13 protein-coding genes are annotated in these 17,454 nt (G+C 50.3%); 8 read left to right on the top strand and 5 right to left on the bottom strand.

Annotation, left to right across the window (positions count from 1 at the left end):
- Positions 1-2 precede the first annotated feature (2 nt).
- Complete coding sequence (locus tag ACJMM9_RS12155; RefSeq protein ID WP_405327333.1) at positions 3-872, top strand: hypothetical protein; 870 nt, start codon at positions 3-5, stop codon at positions 870-872.
- A gap of 295 nt (positions 873-1,167) precedes the next feature.
- Here the strand turns inward: ACJMM9_RS12155 and ACJMM9_RS12150 are convergent, their stop codons facing one another.
- On the bottom strand, positions 1,168-2,049 hold the full coding sequence (locus ACJMM9_RS12150) for a YicC/YloC family endoribonuclease (protein ID WP_405327330.1): 882 nt from the start codon (positions 2,047-2,049) through the stop codon (positions 1,168-1,170).
- A gap of 1 nt (position 2,050) precedes the next feature.
- Complete coding sequence (locus ACJMM9_RS12145) at positions 2,051-3,877, bottom strand: homoserine O-acetyltransferase (protein ID WP_405327327.1); 1,827 nt, start codon at positions 3,875-3,877, stop codon at positions 2,051-2,053.
- A 467-nt stretch (positions 3,878-4,344) separates the two neighbouring features.
- Here ACJMM9_RS12145 and ACJMM9_RS12140 point away from each other — a divergent pair, with 467 nt between their 5' ends.
- The 3 genes from ACJMM9_RS12140 to ACJMM9_RS12130 all read left to right on the top strand — a co-directional run bounded on the left by ACJMM9_RS12140 (position 4,345) and on the right by ACJMM9_RS12130 (position 9,039).
- Entirely contained in the window at positions 4,345-5,079 is a 735-nt protein-coding gene (locus ACJMM9_RS12140) for a DsbA family protein (RefSeq protein ID WP_405327324.1), read from the top strand.
- 98 nt (positions 5,080-5,177) lie between these two features.
- Positions 5,178-8,339 carry a carbohydrate binding domain-containing protein gene (locus ACJMM9_RS12135; protein WP_405327321.1) on the top strand — a complete coding sequence of 1,054 codons (3,162 nt, stop codon included), beginning with the start codon at positions 5,178-5,180 and terminating at the stop codon, positions 8,337-8,339.
- Positions 8,340-8,433: 94 nt separating this feature from the next.
- Complete coding sequence (locus ACJMM9_RS12130; RefSeq protein ID WP_405327318.1) at positions 8,434-9,039, top strand: hypothetical protein; 606 nt, start codon at positions 8,434-8,436, stop codon at positions 9,037-9,039.
- Between the two features lie 85 nt (positions 9,040-9,124).
- Here the strand turns inward: ACJMM9_RS12130 and glgB are convergent, their stop codons facing one another.
- Positions 9,125-11,341 carry a 1,4-alpha-glucan branching protein GlgB gene (glgB, locus tag ACJMM9_RS12125; RefSeq protein WP_173465753.1) on the bottom strand — a complete coding sequence of 739 codons (2,217 nt, stop codon included), beginning with the start codon at positions 11,339-11,341 and terminating at the stop codon, positions 9,125-9,127.
- A gap of 319 nt (positions 11,342-11,660) precedes the next feature.
- On the opposite strand from glgB, the gene ACJMM9_RS12120 reads away from it, so the two are divergent.
- The gene (locus ACJMM9_RS12120; protein WP_405327315.1) at positions 11,661-12,092 is read left to right on the top strand and encodes an acyl-CoA thioesterase; all 432 of its coding nucleotides are present in this window, start codon (positions 11,661-11,663) and stop codon (positions 12,090-12,092) included.
- A gap of 53 nt (positions 12,093-12,145) precedes the next feature.
- Here the strand turns inward: ACJMM9_RS12120 and ACJMM9_RS12115 are convergent, their stop codons facing one another.
- Complete coding sequence (locus ACJMM9_RS12115) at positions 12,146-13,366, bottom strand: iron-containing alcohol dehydrogenase (protein WP_405327312.1); 1,221 nt, start codon at positions 13,364-13,366, stop codon at positions 12,146-12,148.
- A gap of 9 nt (positions 13,367-13,375) precedes the next feature.
- Positions 13,376-14,827 (bottom strand): aldehyde dehydrogenase family protein, encoded by a 1,452-nt coding sequence (locus ACJMM9_RS12110; protein ID WP_405327309.1) that lies wholly within the window; start codon positions 14,825-14,827, stop codon positions 13,376-13,378.
- Between the two features lie 113 nt (positions 14,828-14,940).
- Here ACJMM9_RS12110 and ACJMM9_RS12105 point away from each other — a divergent pair, with 113 nt between their 5' ends.
- Genes ACJMM9_RS12105 through ACJMM9_RS12095 form a run of 3 tightly spaced genes read left to right on the top strand, consistent with a single transcriptional unit; the run spans position 14,941 to position 17,433 of the window.
- Positions 14,941-15,456, top strand: coding sequence for a gamma carbonic anhydrase family protein (locus tag ACJMM9_RS12105; RefSeq protein ID WP_088639487.1), 516 nt, complete (start codon positions 14,941-14,943; stop codon positions 15,454-15,456).
- On the top strand, positions 15,449-16,414 hold the full coding sequence (locus ACJMM9_RS12100; protein WP_405327306.1) for a diacylglycerol/lipid kinase family protein: 966 nt from the start codon (positions 15,449-15,451) through the stop codon (positions 16,412-16,414). Before ACJMM9_RS12105 ends, ACJMM9_RS12100 begins: the two co-directional genes overlap by 8 nt.
- Complete coding sequence (locus tag ACJMM9_RS12095; RefSeq protein WP_405327303.1) at positions 16,414-17,433, top strand: UDP-3-O-(3-hydroxymyristoyl)glucosamine N-acyltransferase; 1,020 nt, start codon at positions 16,414-16,416, stop codon at positions 17,431-17,433. Before ACJMM9_RS12100 ends, ACJMM9_RS12095 begins: the two co-directional genes overlap by 1 nt.
- Positions 17,434-17,454: the final 21 nt, after the last annotated feature.

The raw sequence follows: 17,454 nt of genomic DNA, 5'->3' as shown, positions 1-17,454 counted from the left end.
AAATGGAATTACGTGAAAAACCGGGCAAAGTGCAAAAGCTTTTGGAACTTTCCCTCCGCTTTCGCCTGATTTTTGTGCTGTTGATGATTGGCTTTTCGGTGGCGTTCCTTGCTACGGGCTGGCAACAGATGGCATCCCTTCCGCTGGGGGCTTCTGAAGCGCTTGGAATGTGGATTGCGAAGTTCACGAATTTGGCCTCGGCTTGGAATTCTGCGCAGTATTTCTTTGTTGCCGGACTTTCCATGATTGTGCTCTACTTTGTCTTTGGCGGTATGCGTGGCGGCTTTGGCGGCCTGCTTGCGCTTGCGGCTTTTGTGGGGGCGCTGTTTGCGCTGGGCGGCGATGAAGATATGCTTGTTATTTTCTTTGCCGTGTTTGCGGGCGTTGCACTTTTGCTTGTGCTTTTGGCCAAGTGGAGCGTTGCCTGTGCGCTGTTCCCGTTTGCGCTTTCATGGCTTTTGCTTACGGGATTTGTAAGCTGGTTCCCGCTGATGATTGGCAAGGCTTGGCTCATGTGGGCCGTGCTTAGCACAATTGCGTTCTCGGGCGTTGTTGCCTGTGCGTTGCTTGCAGGGAAGGAACTCGGTGAAGGAACGCCCTCGGCTGGCGCCCTCGTGAAGGCGGGCAAGAAAATGCTTGCTCCGGTCATGATTGCATCGCTCCTTGCTCTTTCGGCACTTGTAATCGACATGAGCGTCGTCGTGGACTGGAGAAGAATCGGCATTGCCGCCATTCTCTGGGTCGCTTTTAACGTCTGGTTTTTCGGATTTACATTCGGGACGATGTCCTTTGCCCCGTGGGAACGCATCCGCTCCGGCTCTCGCCGCGTCAAGATGAGCGACAAGAAAAAGAAATCTTCAAAGAAGAAGTAGACAGTAGGAAGTCGGCGGTAGGATGTTGGTTGTTGCATCTACGTCACCCTGACGCCCGTCATCCTCGACCGTCAGGGAGAGGAACCATTATTTCTCGTTATACAATTGCGGAAGGGTCCAGTTAAGTCTAGAATAATCAAAAAGCGTCTTGTGCAGTTTGCACGAGACGCTTGTTGTTGGAGTGTGGATGTTTTATTCTTTCTGACTATAAGTTAGATTGTTTTGAAACAAAAAGCCCTACTTCCGTAGGGCTTTTTATGGATAAAAAATCCATGTTGAGAATTGGTGTTGAGAATTACGCGACGTTCATCGACTGTTCTCGGATGCACTCAATCTCGTTCTTGAGTTCGATGGCTAGTGCTGCGATTTCGGCATTCTGGCACTTGGTGCCAAGCGTATTCGCTTCACGTCCCATTTCCTGGAGGATGAACCCGAGATTCTTGCCCTGGGCGCCACCCTTGGCGAGCGCGTCGAGGAACAGCTTGTTGTGGCTCCTGAATCTCGTGATTTCTTCATGAATGTCGAGCTTGTCGGCCATGATGCAGGCTTCCTGCAAAAGGCGGACTTCGTCGATTTCGGAATCCTTCATGAGCGTGTTGATGCGTTCGCGAAACTTGCATTTCCATGTTTCAATGCGCTGCGGATCGAGAACTTCGACCTTGTCGATGACTTCGTTCAGGTGGATCACGCGACGGGTGAGGTCTACGGCGAGGTTTGCGCCTTCCTTTTCGCGCATGGCGATAACGCCGTCCAGAGCCTTGTCAAGTTCTGCCTTCAAATGCTTTTCCCAGACTTCGTTGTCGCCGTTGCCGTCCGTGAACTGCAAAACTTCTGGGATGGCAAGCACATGTTCAAGCTTGATGTCGCCTGCAATGCCATACTTTTTCTGCATGGCCTTCGTGATTTCCACGAATTTTTCTACGGCTGCTTCGTTGTAGCAAACGGGAATGTTCCCGGCGTTGCCGGCACCAAGCGTAATCGACAAATTCACGGAACCGCGGACGAGCTTGTCCTTGATTTGTGCCTTGAAGTCATTTTCGAGGTAGGCGAAGTTCTTCGGAATCTTGCTTGAAATTTCGAGGAAACGGCTGTTCACGCTGCGCACTTCGATAACGCATGTGATTCCTTGCAGTGTGGATTCGCTCTTGCCGAATCCTGTCATGGAGATAATAGACATTTTATCCTCTTTCGTCTCTCGTCTCTCGTCTTTCGTCTAATTTACTAATCGTTGCAATCACATGTTCGGCGCCGAAGTTCGGCAGCCCAATGGCGGTCAGGAACTTGCTTATCTTGTGTTCGTTCTGGAAGTGCAAGTTTTCAATCTTGAACCCTTCCTTGTTGCACAACGTATAGAAGTCCTTGAGCGTAAGCACGCGGATGTTCGGTGTGTCGTACCATTCGTAGGGGAGTTCCTTCGAAATCGGCATACGGCCGTGGAGCATCAGGCTTCCGCGGGCAGACCAGTGGCCGAAATTCGGGAACGTCACGATGACCTGCTTTGCCACGCGCAAAAGCTCGTTCAAAAGTGCCACCGGATCGCGAATTTCCTGAATCGTGCGGTTGATAATCGCGTAGTCGAAACTGCCGTCCTTGAGGTCGGCAATGCCGCTTTCGTCCAAGTCACGCTGGATGACCGGCACGTCTTTTTCGAGGCAGCCCAGGATGCCCTTGATGTTCTTTTCGATGCCAAAGCCCGTGACCTGCTTTGTCTTTCTCAAGTTGTCGATGAGGTCGCCTTCGCCACAGCCGAGATCGAGCACATGGCTGCCTTCCTTCACGAGCTTGCTGATGCGCTGGAAGTCGCTCTGGTCGTGGAATACAGGCAATGCCTGCGTTCCGTTCTGCGGGATAATCTTTGAATCGAGGAAACGGCCTACAGCCTTACCGAGTTCGCCCACTTCAATCAGGAATCCGTCATGGCCAAACTGCGTGTCGAGTTCGAGACTTGTCACGGTCTTGCCTGTGTTGAGGAGCGCACTTGTGATGCGGCGGCTCTCGTGCGGCGGGAAAAGCCAGTCGGTCGAAAGGTTCACGTTCAGGACTTCGGCCTTGATGTCCTTGAATGCGTTTTCAATGCTGCCGTATTCCGTTTCGAGGTCGAATGCGTCTGTCGCATGGGCAATGTGTAAGTAGCTGTTCGCGTCGAAGCGGTCAACAAACTTTGTTCCCTGATAACGTAAGTAGCTTTCGATCGGGAGATTCAAGTCGTATGGCGTCGTGTACGATACGGCGTGGCTTCTGTTCTCCTGGTCCTGGGCGCGCTTGAACTTTTTCTCCATGCCCACGGCAGAGAGGTAGGTGATGTGCGCAAGCTTGCGGGCATTCGCAAGGCCGATGTCCGGTCTTGTCTTGCCTTCTTCGTAATAGTCACCGCCGTGGAAGTTAGGGTCCTGCGTGATGACGTCGCGGGCAACAACTTCAAAGCCGAGCGCCTGGCTCGAAAATCTGGGCGAGCTTGCAATCACGATGATGCGCTTCACCTGTTCCGGGTAGTAGATAGCCCATTTCATCGCCTGGAATCCGCCCATGGATCCGCCGATGACGCTGTAGAATTCCTTGATGCCGAGGCTATCGGCAAGTTCCTTCTGGGCATGAACCATGTCTCCTATCGTGATGGTAGGGAATGTGCTCCCATAAGGCTTGCCTGTGCGCGGATTGATTGTCGCAGGCCCCGTGGATCCCTTGCATCCGCCGAGGATGTTGCTGCAAACCACAAAGAATCGGTCTGTATCGATAGCTTTGCCCGGTCCGATGAGTTCGTCCCACCAGCCGGGTTTCTTGTCATTTTCAGTGTACCAGCCGGCAGCGTGGGCGTCGGCGGTCAACGGCGAACAAACCCACACGGCGTTATCACCGGCGGAGTTCAGTGTGCCATAGGTCTCGTAACGGAGGGTGAGGGCGGGTAGCGTCTTGCCGTTTTCCAGCAAAAAGCCCTGTTCACCGTAATCCTTGTTAAAATCCTTTGGGACAACGGGACCAAACGATTTATGCAAATATTCACTCATACGCATAAAAAATAGTAAAGTTTTAGTAGGAAGTAGGCGGTAGACTGTAGGAAGAGATTGTTCTCTCGTTTTTTATTTTCGACAATAGCTTTTGTTTATTGTTGCTTATAAACCAAGCTATTAATAAAACTTCACTGGATTCTTCCTCCCTTTGGTCGTCAGGATGACGTTGCTAGCATTCCACTAACCACTGACTATTGACCACATTGTAAATTCTTTTCGAGCGTTTTTTATAACATTTTTACCATATTCACTTTTGTAACTTATTGAATTGCATATAGTTACGGAACTTGATTTGCGAAGAATGGTCAAAATTTCGGATTTTACAATTGTTTTTTGTGGATACAGATGAGACGTTTGTGTATGCATTTTTGATGTTTTTCCCAAATCAAAGTAAGTTTTCGTTATTATATTTCTCACACATCGTGGGCTGATTGTGCCCTCAAGTTTTAACTCAAAGGACTAAAATGAAACGTCTCTCTCTCTTTGCTATGGCTCTTGTAGTCTCCGGCCTCGTTGCTTGCAACCAAGCTTCCGCTGGCGGTTCGTTCAACCAGCAGGCTCGCCTCGACTCCCTTGAAAAGGATTTCAAGCAGGTCAAGGAAGAATTTGAAATCATCAAGTATGCTCTCGACAAGCGTGGCATTTCTCTTGAACAGGCCCGTGCCGAAATGGAAGCCGACAACAAGGTCTGGGACATTCCTGATGAAGATAGCCCGGTCTTTGGCAACACCAAGAACCCGAAGCTCACGATTGTTGAATTCACGGAATTCCAGTGCCCGTACTGCTCTCGTATCGCTCCGGATATGCAGGAACTCAACAAGAAGTACCCGGACCAGATCAAGTTCGTCTACAAGCACTTCCCGCTCAGCTTCCACGCCAATGCAAAGGCTGCAGCCGCATCTTCTATCGCTGCTCAGAAGCAGGGCAAGTTCTGGGAATACCGCTATGCTCTCGCACCGCACTCCCGTGAACTCTCTGACTCCATCTACATTGCAGTCGCTAAGGAAGTTGGCCTCAACATCGAACAGTTCAAGAAGGACATGGTTCTTGATTCTGCTATGAACGCCCGCATCGACAAGGACTTCCAGTTGGGTGTCAAGGTCGGCGTTCAGGGTACCCCGAACTTCTACATCAACGGCAAGCGTCAGGATCGCTTCAGCACTGGTCTCGTCGAAAAGATGTTGAAGGAAGCCAAGTAATTACGTTTTCAGGCGTACACGTTAAATTGATGGACGTGTGCGCTTTTTATTTCGCAGGTTTATAATTTTAAATCAAAAACAACAAAAGGATGCACATTATGATTAAGCAATCATTGAAAGTTGCCTCGCTCGCCGTCCTCGGCTTGAGTGTTACAGCTGCAATGGCTCAGCCGAAACGTCCGCATCTGGCTGTGTACAAGTTCTTCGATGAACAGTACCGTCCGGGTGGATACGATTACTCTTACGGCGGCACGAGCAAGGGTGTCACCATCACCAAGTCTGGTGGTTACAAGTCCAAGGCTGCCTTGAACATCAAGTTGGACCCGAAGGAATACTCCGGTGCTTCCATTTGCCTTTACAACGAATTCTTCGACTTGAACAAGTACATGCTTGACTCCAAGGTCGAATTCATGATCAAGGGCAAGAATGGTGGCGAAGCCGTGAAGGTCGGTCTCCTTGACGAAGAAGTTTCTGACGGCAAGAAGACTCAGGTTGTGCTTCCGATGAACAAGTACATCGAAGGCGGCGCCGTGACGACGGACTGGAAGAAGGTTTCCATTCCTCTCGTGGACTTCCCGGACCGTGGTCTCTACTGGGACAACACCCGCAAGTCCGAATTCCCGGCTCGTATCGACTGGGACAAGATTGCTGAAATCCGTTTCTCCATTGACAAGAGCGCTGCAAGCGAATTCGAAGTCTGGATCGACAACATCGAAATCGTGAAGGGCAACAAGAAGGCTGCCCCGAAGAAGCAGATGGTCTACTGGGATGAAAACAACGATGTCATCGACGGCCCGAAGAACCCGGAAAAGCTCGACGGCAAGGCCAAGACGCTCGCTACGTTCTATGACAACCAGGTCAAGGGCTTCGCTTACAGCTACGGTGGTCTCACTGCCCAGCGTGAAGCTCAGTCCAAGACTCCGGGCAACAAGAACGTGCTCGCCATGTACATCGATAACAACGACTGGTCTGGCGTGACCTACTCTCTCGGTGAAGGCAAGTTCATTGACCTCTCCAAGGTTCGCGACAAGGGCGGTCTCTACTTCTGGATCAAGGGTAAGCTCGGCGGCGAAAAGCTCTACGTCGGTATCCTCGACAACCAGGGCAACGACATCAAGAGCCAGACCAAGGTCGGCCTCAACGACTGGATCAAGGTCTCCAAGGATTGGCAGCTCGCCAAGATTCCTCTCAAGCGCTTCACCGACAAGGGTAAGGCTTGGGACGCTAACAAACAGGCCGAAGTTGCCAAGGACATCAAGTGGGACAAGATTCAGGAAATCCGCTTCTCTGTTGGCAAGGGCGAAAACGCAGGCGAACCGGGCAAGCCGGCTCCTGTGACGGTCTTCGTGGACCAGATCACCTTCACGTCCAACATCGACTGGGTGGACCCGGATCTCAAGTGGGATTCCTTCAAGTCCAACGCTCCGGACTACGTGATCTCCGACTTCGAAAGCAAGTTTGCTAAGGACAAGTGGGAACCGTCCACCGGTCCGAAGTCTCAGCTCAAGTTCAAGGTCGAAAACTGCGCCGAATTCAAGAGCAACTGCTTGAATATCGAACACTACCTCCTTGCTGACTGGGTTGACGTCGTGCTCGACATGCAGAAGTCTGGTCGTCCGGCTGCTGACCGTGACTGGACCAAGCACTGGGGCCTCATGTTCGACGTGTACTCTGACAAGGCTTGGCAGTCCATCACCGTCCAGGTGCAGGATGCTGGCAACGAAATCTTCGTTTCTAACGTCGGTGCTCCGAAGGGCAAGACCACGATCCTCGTTCCGTTCCGTACGTTCGGCAAGTTCCCGTACTATCAACCGCCTAACGCTGTTGAAAACGGCCTCTTCGACCTCAAGGGTGTCGTCGCTCTCGACTTCAAGCCGAGTGGTGAAGGTACTGCTGGTGGCTTCAAGGTGGACAACATTCGCTTGACCAACCAGCGCGAAGTCAAGGCTAAGGAACGTCCGGCTGTCATCAAGGTCTTGGTGAAGGGCGAAAAGGAAGTTCTCAACCCGGAAATCTCTGGTGGCTTGTTCGGTATCAACGCCGCTCTCTGGGATGGCGACATGCTCGACAACAAGAACTTCAAGGTTCAGACTCGCGAATTTGCAAAGCGCATCAACCACGGCATTATCCGTTACCCGGGTGGTCTCCGTGCTGATGACGACCACTGGAAGGAAATCCTCGACAACCACGACTGGATGGTCGATACTGACGAATTCCTCGAATGGTTGAAAAAGACTGGCTCCAACGCCATGTTCACTGTGAACTTCGGTTCCGGCACTGAAAAGGAAGCCGCTGACTGGGTCAAGCACACGAACATCGACAAGAAGGCCGGCATCCTCTACTGGGAAATCGGTAACGAAATCTACGGTAACTGGCATCCGTATTACGAAAAGTATGGTAAGGACGGCGGTACCATCTATGGTAAGCGCGCTCGTAAGTTCATCGAAGCCATGAAGAAAGTTGACCCGACCATCAAGGTGGCTGTGCTCGGCGTTCTCGAAGGCGACTGGAACGAAAAGGTCCTTGCTGAAACGGGTGACATCGCTGATGGTCTTATCGTCCACCACTACCCGCAGCACTTCGGTGAAGAAAACGACTTCGCTATGCTCTCCGCTCCGCAGACCCTCACTGCAATCTACGAACGCTTGCACAAGGTTGTGGACAAGTGGACCAAGAAGTTCAATAAGGACAAGAAGATTGAACTCTGGCTCACCGAATGGAACTCTGTTGACTTCAACCCGGGTCCGCAGACCTTGTCTGTCGAAAACGGCTTGTTCGTCGCTGACTACCTCGGTATGCTCGCTACTGAAAACGTCGATAACGCTCAGTACTGGGATATCCACAACGACATCACTCCGGAAGGCGGTGACTACGGTTACTTGACCCGTTCTGGTGAAGAATGCATGAACTGCCCGCGCCCGAGCTACTGGGCATTCCAGATGGCTTCCGACGCTCTCCGTGGCAAGCTCATGAAGACCACCATCAAGGGTGACGAAGACGCTCTCCTGACCGCTTACTACACCGTAAACGGCAACAAGAAGCAGCTCCTCCTCGTGAACAAGAGCCCGTACAGCGACTTCGACATCAAGCTTGACATTCCGGGCTTCAAGGGCAAGGCTTCTGTCCAGACTTTGGACAAGACTTCCGAAAAGCTCAAGGAAGGCTGGGCAAACGACCCGTCCAAGAAGGCTAAGACTGTCGATATCACGAAGGGTATCAAGGTTGGCAAGCGCACCCTTACTCTCATCACTTTGAACTAAGTCGATGAACTAAGGTTCGTAAACTAGATTCTCGAAATCTTGAAAGGACTCCGCCGGAAGGCGGAGTTCTTTTTTCTAAATTCAGCCTTAAAGTATGAAACACCTCCTCATTTTGTTGCTGCTGATTTCATCGATTGCTTTTGCCGCACCTTTGTCTGCGCCGTATTCGCATGATGGCTTGTTTGCTAATGCTGCAATGGGGCTTGGTTACGCATCATTTGAAAATACAAATGGCAAAGAATCCATGACCGCTGACGGTTTTGGCGTCATGATTCATGGAAAGCTGGGCTATTATGCCGTTACGGATCTGGCTCTGCATGCGAACTTGGGATATGTGATGTATTCCAATTTTCGAGAAGCCGTGTATGGAACCTCGCAGTACGTAGACCACGATTTTTATGTGCTTAGCTCAGTCTATTTAGGTGCCGGGATCACGTATTATGTGCCCCAATGGAATAATATTTTCTTTAGCGGTTCTCTTGGTGTGACAGGTTATGCAACGAATAACCGAAGGTTTAAAGGAAATACCGGGCTACGTGCCTTTAGCTTTGGACTAGAAGCGGGCAAGGAATGGTGGGTGAGTGAACACGTTGCCTTAGGCGCTTCTGTCGCATTCAATTCAGGCGAATACTGGTCCGATGATGATGGCGTGTTCCGCTCGTCGTCTGTGATGCTTTTGTTCTCAGTAACGTTGAATTAAAAAAATCCCTGAAATGAATTCAGGGACTTTTTAATGAAATTCTAGTAACTAATGACTAGCGACTAAGAACTGCGCGAATGCGCTATTATCTTTCGAGCTTGAAGTAGACTGCTGCAAGAGGCGGAAGCTTGATGTTCAAGCTCCATTCGCGGTTCTGCCAAGGAACGTCCTGCGTCCAGACTTCACCGAGATTGCCGACGTTAGAGCCGCCGAACATCGCTGCGTCAGTGTTGAAAATTTCTTTCCAAGCACCGCGAGCAGGTGCGCCCAAGCGGTAATCGTTACGGACAACCGGCGTGAAGTTAAACACGCAGAGGATCATGTTGCCATGGTCATCCTTACGGACAAAGCTTACAATGGAATTGTCGGCATCGTCGCACCAGATCCATTCAAAGCCGGTATAGTAATGGTCGATTTCCCATAGCGGAGAATTTTCCTTGTAGATGTGGTTCAGGACCTTCATCATTTCGAGGAGCTTGCCATGGCTATCCCAGCTGATCAAGTGCCAGTCGAGTGAACGCTTTTCGTTCCATTCGCGGAACTGACCGAATTCGTTGCCCATGAAGTTGAGCTTCTTGCCCGGGTGTGCGTACTGGAAAGCGTAGGTGAGGCGGAGGTTTGCAAATTTCTGCCAGTTGTCGCCAGGCATCTTGCCGAGCATGGAACCCTTGCCGTGTACCACTTCGTCATGGCTGAAAACTTGTATGAAGTTTTCAGAATAAGCGTAGACCATGCTGAACGTGAGCTGGTTGTGGTGGTACTTGCGGTGGATCGGTTCGTGCTGGATGTAGCTGAGGAAATCGTTCATCCAGCCCATGTTCCACTTGTAGTGGAAGCCAAGACCGCCCTGCTCTGGCGGGCGAGTGATGCTCGGGAAGCTTGTCGATTCTTCGGCGATGAGGATTGCATGCGGGGTCAAGCGGCCCATGATGCTGTTCAAGTGCTTCAGAAATTCGAGCGTGTCGTAGTTGATGTTGCCGCCGTCCTTGTTCGGCACCCATTCGCCTGGACCCTTACCGTAGTCGAGGTAAAGCATGGAGGCAACGGCATCGACGCGCAGACCGTCGCAGTGGAATTCCTTGAGCCAGTACATCGCGTTTGCGATGAGGAAGTTCTTGACTTCGTTACGGCCGAGGTTAAAGATGTAGGTGCCCCAGTGCGGGTGTTCGCCCTGACGCGGGTCGGCATGCTCGTAGCAGGCGGTGCCGTCGAAACGTCCGAGAGCGTGAGCGTCCTTCGGGAAGTGGGCCGGAACCCAGTCCAAAATCACGCCGATTTCGTTCTGGTGGCAGAGGTCCACAAAGTGGCGGAACTGGTCCGGCGTACCGTAGCGGCTCGTGGGGGAGTAGTAACCGGTGACCTGGTAGCCCCAGGATTCGTCGAGCGGGTGTTCGGCGAGCGGCAAGAATTCCACGTGCGTGTATCCCATTTCCTTGAGGTACGGAATGAGGCGTTCGGAGAGTTCGTCCCAGTTGAGGAAACGGTCCGGGTTGGCCGGGTCGCGGCGCCAGGAACCGGCGTGGACTTCGTAAATGTTCATCGGAGCGCCAAAGACCTTTGTGGCCCAGTGCGTCTTCATGTAAAGATCGTCGCCCCATTCGTAACCGTCGAGGTGCGTGGTGATGGAGGCTGTTGCCGGGCGGACTTCGGCGAGCTTTGCAAGCGGGTCTACCTTCACATGGAGGTTGCCATCGGCGCCGTGAATTTCAAAGCGGTAAAGTTCGTTTTCGCCAAGATTCGGAATGAAGATTTCCCAAATGCCCGAGGCCCCGAGCATGCGCATCTGGTGACGGCGGCCGTCCCAGCTGTTGAAATTGCCGACCACAGAAACGGCATGAGCGTTCGGTGCCCAGACGGCGAAGTGAACGCCCTTGAATCCCTGGTGCTCGATGAGGTTTGCGCCGAGCTTGCGGTAAAGTTCGTAGTGTGTACCTGTTGCAATCAGGTGGCGGTCAAAGTCGCTGAGGACCGGCAAGAATGCATAAGGATCGACGAGCGTGTATTCGATGCCGTCGCCCTGCTTGATGATGAGCTTGTAAAAGAACGGCTTGTATTCCAAGTCGAGGATGGCTTCGAAAAATCCAGTGTCGCCAAGCTTCACAAAGTCAAATTCTTCGGTACCGTCGCACGATTCACCGCGGACAAAGCATGCCTGCGGCTGGTAGGTGCGGATGACGGTCTTGATTCCGCGATCGGTTTCGATCGGGTGGATGCCTAAAATTGAAAACGGGTCTTTTGTCTTGAAGTCCCAAATTGCCTGCATGTTTTCTGCGGTCAGGCTCGTGAAATCATTCCATTCCATAGGTTTTCCCACTTAATGTTTTAACGCAAAGAAAAATAACATAAAATGGGAATGTTAAGCGAATAATTGCAATAAAAACTGTAATATTTGGAGCTTTGCTGTTTCTTGTTCTTGTTTGTCATCCTCCGTTAGGAGGATCCATACAATTTAAAGTCTGCAATGTATGGATTCCCTCCTTCGCTACGCTCCGTCGAGAATGTTTTTTTTAGAATCTCTATTAACTAATATCAAGTAACTATGCATAACCTTAACCAACGTTTTTTCTTTATTCGGCATGCTAATCACTATTTACTACATTTCTCGCGACAGGAGGCTTACAATGGCTGTTGTGATGGAAGAAAATGCAAATCCGGTGAAGTATGAAAAACTTTTTAAGGTGACTCCCGAGATGATTGATGAAAACCGCCACATGAACAATGTTTGGGCGGTGCAGTGGGTCCAGGATATTTCGATTGCTCATTCGGATTCCGTTGGTGCGACCGATGTCATGTACCAGTTCGGTTGCGGTTGGATGATTCATACGCAGTTTGTGGAATACAAGAATCAGGCGTTCTTGGGCGATGAAATCCGTGGTACGACTTGGGTCGCTGGTTACAGCAAGGTCGCAAGCGTGCGCAAGTGCCGCTTTGAACGCGTTTCAGATGGCAAGGTCGTGTTTGAATCCGAAACGCAGTGGGTTCTCATGGATATGAAAAAGGGAAGGCCGTTTGCCATCCCTCAAGAAATTAAAGACCGCTTTCAAGTGAAGTAAGGAATGTCATGCCCGTCCCAGAACAAGTCCGGGATGACAGTCGGGCATCTCCTTTATAACTTTGTCCCTTTCACAATGCGATAGAGCGTTTCAAGCTCTTTCGCATTTAATATTTTCGGCACGGGGTAAAGCGGATTTGCTTCCTTGCTTGCTGATTTCGCGAGTCTTGGAATGTCCTCAGTTTGGATAAATTCCAAGTGTTCTGGAATTTCCATGGAACGGTTGAGTTCCCGGATCTGCATGATGAAAACCTTGGACGCTTCATGATTGTCCAGTTCTGCGGGAACAGCTCCGATTGCCTTTGCAAAGAATCCGAGGCGCTTTTCGCAGGCTTCGCCGTAAAACTCTAGAACATGCGGTAAAATGACGGCGTTGGCAAGCCCGTGAGGCGTGTGGTACATGCCACCTAGGCTGTGGGCAATGGCGTGAACGTAACCGACATAGGCGCGTGTAAAAGCAAATCCTGCAAGGTATGACGCCTTTTGCAGATTTTCTCTTGATTTGATATTGTGCCCATCGCGGTAAGCGTTCTGGATATTCTCGATGATAAGACGGCCTGCCAGGATGGCGGCTTCGGCACTACCGTCAAAGTTGCTATTGCCGATGTAGGCTTCGATGGCGTGTGTGAGTGCATCCATGCCTGTGGTTGCCGTAAGACTTGGGGGCAAGTCGAGCGTGATGTTGGCGTCGAGAATTGCAAGGCGCGGAATCAGGACAAAGTCATTGATGGGGTACTTCTCGTGCGTCTGCGGATTCGAAATCACGGCGGCCACAGTTGCTTCGCTTCCTGTCCCCGCCGTTGTCGGGATGGCGACGAGATACGGAATCTTGCGAAGAACGCGGAGCGTCCCTCGCATAAATGAAATCGGAGTCCATGGCCTTGCGATGCGGATTCCAACCCCTTTTGCGCAGTCGATGGCGGACCCTCCGCCAAAAGCAACGAGTCCTTTGCATTTGTTCTTTCGGTAAATGCGGGTGGCCTCGTTGATGTTGTCGATTGTCGGGTTCGGAATCGTTTTATCGTAAACGGAATAGCTGAGTCCCGCTTCTTCCAGATATTTTTTGATGTTTTGGAAATGCTCTGTCTTGGCGAGAAAATCGTCTGTAACGAGCAGGACGTTATCAATGTCGTTTGCCTTGAGGTGCTTGGGAAGATCACGTAAGCTCCCTGCTCCGTGGACAATCTGCGGTTCACGCCAGGGCATGAAGTGGATGCCTACGAAGAATGTTTTCTGGAATGCTCGACAAGCGAATCTGTAAAGTAAAGAAGCCATAGAAACCTCCTACATTGATTTTAAAAAGCGCAACGCTTTTTCGGCGAAACTTTGAATTTTGGAATGCAAGTTGCCCGGAACAATTCCGTAAGGCGGATGGAAAAATGTCACCGCGTCAAATCCCTTTTGCTCCATAATATTGCGTTCGTGGCTAAACGTCTTGAATCCGTAAAATCCGTGGTAGTTGCCTGTGCCGCTCATGCCCACGCCACCGAAGGGAACTTCCAGATTCTCAATCTGGATAATGGTATTGTTTACGCAAGTGGATCCCGATGTGGTATGGCTTAAAACGTGTTTGATATCGCGTTTGTTTGTACCAAAGATGTACAGGGCGAGTGGCTTTGGCCTACTTTGGATAAATGCAATCGCTTCGTCAAGAGTCTTGTAGGCGATAACCGGCATAATCGGTCCGAAAATTTCGGACTTCATGATTTCCATGTCGGGCGTCACATTTGTGAGCACGGTGACCGGCGTGTAGCAGTTTTCGATATCGCTTACTCCGCCGATGACTTGCTTGGCGCCCTTGGCTATCGCATCCTTGATGAGCGCAGCATGACGCTCGGTGGCCCGCTTGTCTACGATGTGTACAAAGTCCTTGCAATCGTGGCGCTTTGCTTCGGTGTCGCCGAAACGGCGTTTGATTTCTTCTGCAAAAGCTTCGGCAAATTCCTGAACTTTGTCTTCTGGGCAAAGGGCGTAATCGGGCGCGATGCAGGTTTGTCCGCCGTTTAGCGTTTTACCCCAGGCTATTTGCTTGATGTGCTTTTTGACGTTTACGCCAGGGAGTAAAATTGTGGGCGACTTTCCGCCAAGTTCAAGCGTAATGCTGGCGTGGTGCTTGGCTGCCATTTCTGCAATATGGGCGCCGACTCTTGGACTGCCTGTAAAGAACACGTGGTCAAACGGAAGCTCTAGTAACTTGTCTCCAATTTCAGCACCTTCGCCTTCGATAAGTGCAATTTCATTTTCTGGGAACAGGTCTTTGAATAACCGGACCGCAAATGCACTAACATGTGGGGTCTTGTGCGATGGCTTCGCCATAATGACATTGCCTGCGGCAATTGCCGAAATGATCGGATTTACAAGCAGCAAAAACGGATAGTTCCACGGCGCAAAAATGAGGACGCGTCCTTTGGGTTCATAGCGGAGAACGCTTTTGGACGTGGGCAAGAAAAAAACTCGATTTGCTTTTTTATCTCGCATCCATCTTTTTAAATGCTTGATGTTGTAGTCTATTTCTTCAATTGTCGGGAATATTTCGCTAAGCCATGCTTCGAATCTTGGCTTGTGAAAATCCTGCCAAACAGCTTCGTAAAATTCATTTTGGTGCTTTATGACGGCATCACGGAGCTTTTTCAGTTTCTGAATACGCTCTTTTGCTGATGTCTGGGCAATTTTCCAGCGATTCTGCCCTTGCGCTTCGAAAATACTTTCGATATCGATCCCATATAATTCATTCATACTCAATAAGATAGAACTTATTGGACAAAATGTTGCATTTTAAGTAATAAAAACAAAGCTTTTTTAATTATATAGGTATATCTTCTTTTGCTTTAATTTTGTAAATTGAAATTATGAGTTCTTTAATCCGTTATAAAGGTAAAACTCCACAGGTTGGTGAAAGAGTATTTTTAGCCGAAGGTGCATGCCTTGTGGGCGATGTTTGCATCGGTGATGATTCGTCGGTGTTCTACAATGCCGTTTTGCGTGGCGATCTGGCTCAAATCAAAGTTGGCAAGAGATCGAATATTCAGGACAATGTGACTGTTCATGTTTCCACAGGTGTTGGCGTGAACATTGGCGACGAAGTGACTGTTGGTCATGGGGCCGTACTCCATGGATGCACGATTGATGACAATGTTCTCGTTGGCATGGGGGCTATTGTCATGGATGGAGCTCATATCAAAAAAAATTGTATTATCGGTGCTGGTGCGTTAGTGACTTCTGCAAAGGAGTTTCCTGAAGGTTCTCTTGTGATGGGATCTCCGGCGCATGTCGTTAGGGCGTTGACCACAGATGAAATAAAGAACGTAAAGATTGGCGTAGAACACTACTTGGACGCAAAGGATGAACTTTTAAAAGATGTATAAGTTCTTTTTCCTCATTAATCCGGTGAGTGGAGGTGGACAAGGTAAGGTTATCCATAAGTTTCTTCCAGAAATTATGGAGTCGATGGATTTTAAGCCTGACGAGTGGAAGTCGGAATTTACGCGCAAGGACGGCTTGAACGAACAAGTCCTGAAGGCGCTTTCATCGACGGAAACGCTCGTTGCTGTTGGTGGCGATGGAACGGTTTCTTCGGTGCTTTCGATCATGCTGACCTCGGAAGATGCTGACAGAGTCCAGATTGGGCTTATCCCGCTTGGTACAGGCAATGACCTTGCTCGCGTACTTGGGCTTTACAAGCCTTTTGCGGATAAGGGACTTTTGTATCTGGTGCGCAGGCTCTTGATGGCGAAGGCTAGACCTTTCGATATCTGGACGGTGAATGGCAAGTACGCGCTTGCAAATTATTTTTCGGCGGGTATTGATGCTCGTATTGCCCATGATTTTAACCAAGATCGTGCAATGGGGGTTATTTCTTCGAATTCTGTTATTGCGAACAAGCTGCATTATGTTAAGCGCTTTTTTGCGGATAGGGCATACCATCTGAAAAGTGGATGGCTGTCGATGGTCGAGAATACGCCTGAGCTTATTGAAAATGTGGATTTGACGGGGCATACGACCGTCATTGTCGGAAACATTCCGAGCTTTGCCAGTGGCGCCAATCCATTCTTCAAGTCCGACATGGCCGATGGTTATTTGGAAGTTGTCTGTGTGCCGAATATGCTGAATTTCTTGCTTGCAATCGCTGTTGGAAATATTCCTGTTGTTGGCTATATTCTGAAAAAGCATCTGCTCAAGTCGCGTAAGGTTCGTTCGCTGACGCTTGACCTTGCCGATAACGAATACATCCAGCTCGATGGGGAAGATTTGAGCGGCAAGGTGGGGCGTCGCGTTACCATTCAGTTTGCATGTCAAGTTCACATGCTCACGCTAGAGGAATAATGTTTTCAGTTTCTTTATCTGAAGTTCTTGAAACGATGAATCTTAAAATGCCTTCGAATGAGGGCGTTTTAAATTTTAAACTGACTGGATTTTCATCGCTCGATCAGGCGGGGCCGCATGATGTCTCGTTCTGGACGGGCGATGCGAAGACGGAAACGGGACTTGCAGGAAATGCCGGTGGCGTGAGCGCCAGTGCTTTTGCCGGCGTTACGGCGGGTCTCCTTTTTGTGCCAAGTTTATACGAAAAGTATTGCGTGGACGGCCGCTCGGAACTTTTGCCGAATGTGCATTTTGTATGCCCGGTCGAAAATCCGTACCATGCAATGGTGACGTTCATGAAGGAATTTGTAGAACGTCGCGAAGTTTTTGAAGAAACGAAAATTGCAGCTTCTGCACAAGTTCATGCTTCGGCGGTTGTTGAAGGCGTGGTGGGCGAGAATGCTGTCATCGGCCCGAATTGCGTGGTAATGAAAGGCGCTACGATTGGCGCAGGCACGGTTCTTGAAGCGAATGTGACGGTTTACCCGCGTGTGACGATTGGTGAAGATTGCGTATTCCAGGCGGGCGTTGTCGTGGGACCTCGCGGTTTTGGGTTTTACGAGTACGAAGGCAAGCGCCGTATGGTGCCGCATTTGGCGGGCGTCCGCATCGGGAACCGCTGTAGCTTTAGCGCAAATGATGTGGTTGCGGCGGGCTTTGTCTCTCCGACGGTGATTGGCGATGATTGTCATTTCGATACGTTCGTACAAGTGGCGCATAACTGCCGCCTTGGGAACAACATCATGATGGCTTCGCAGTCTGGTGTGGCGGGTTCCGTAATCATGGAAGACGACGTGGAATTTGCGGGCGGTGTGCAGTCGGCGGGGCATTTGACGATTGGGAAGGGCGTGAAAGTCGCTGCCAAGGCGGGCGTGACCAAGAGCCTCAAGGCGGGCAAGGTTTACGCAGGCTACCCGGCCGAAGAAATTGACGTCTGGCGCCGTTCCGTCGTGAAACTCCGTATGATGGGCAAGAAATAATTTTATAAATTCCCGTTATCT

This window comes from Fibrobacter sp. (genome assembly GCF_045112255.1).
In the GTDB taxonomy this organism is placed as follows: domain Bacteria; phylum Fibrobacterota; class Fibrobacteria; order Fibrobacterales; family Fibrobacteraceae; genus Fibrobacter.
Note: the sequence above shows the minus strand (reverse complement) of the source record. Positions and strands in the feature narration are given on the sequence as shown.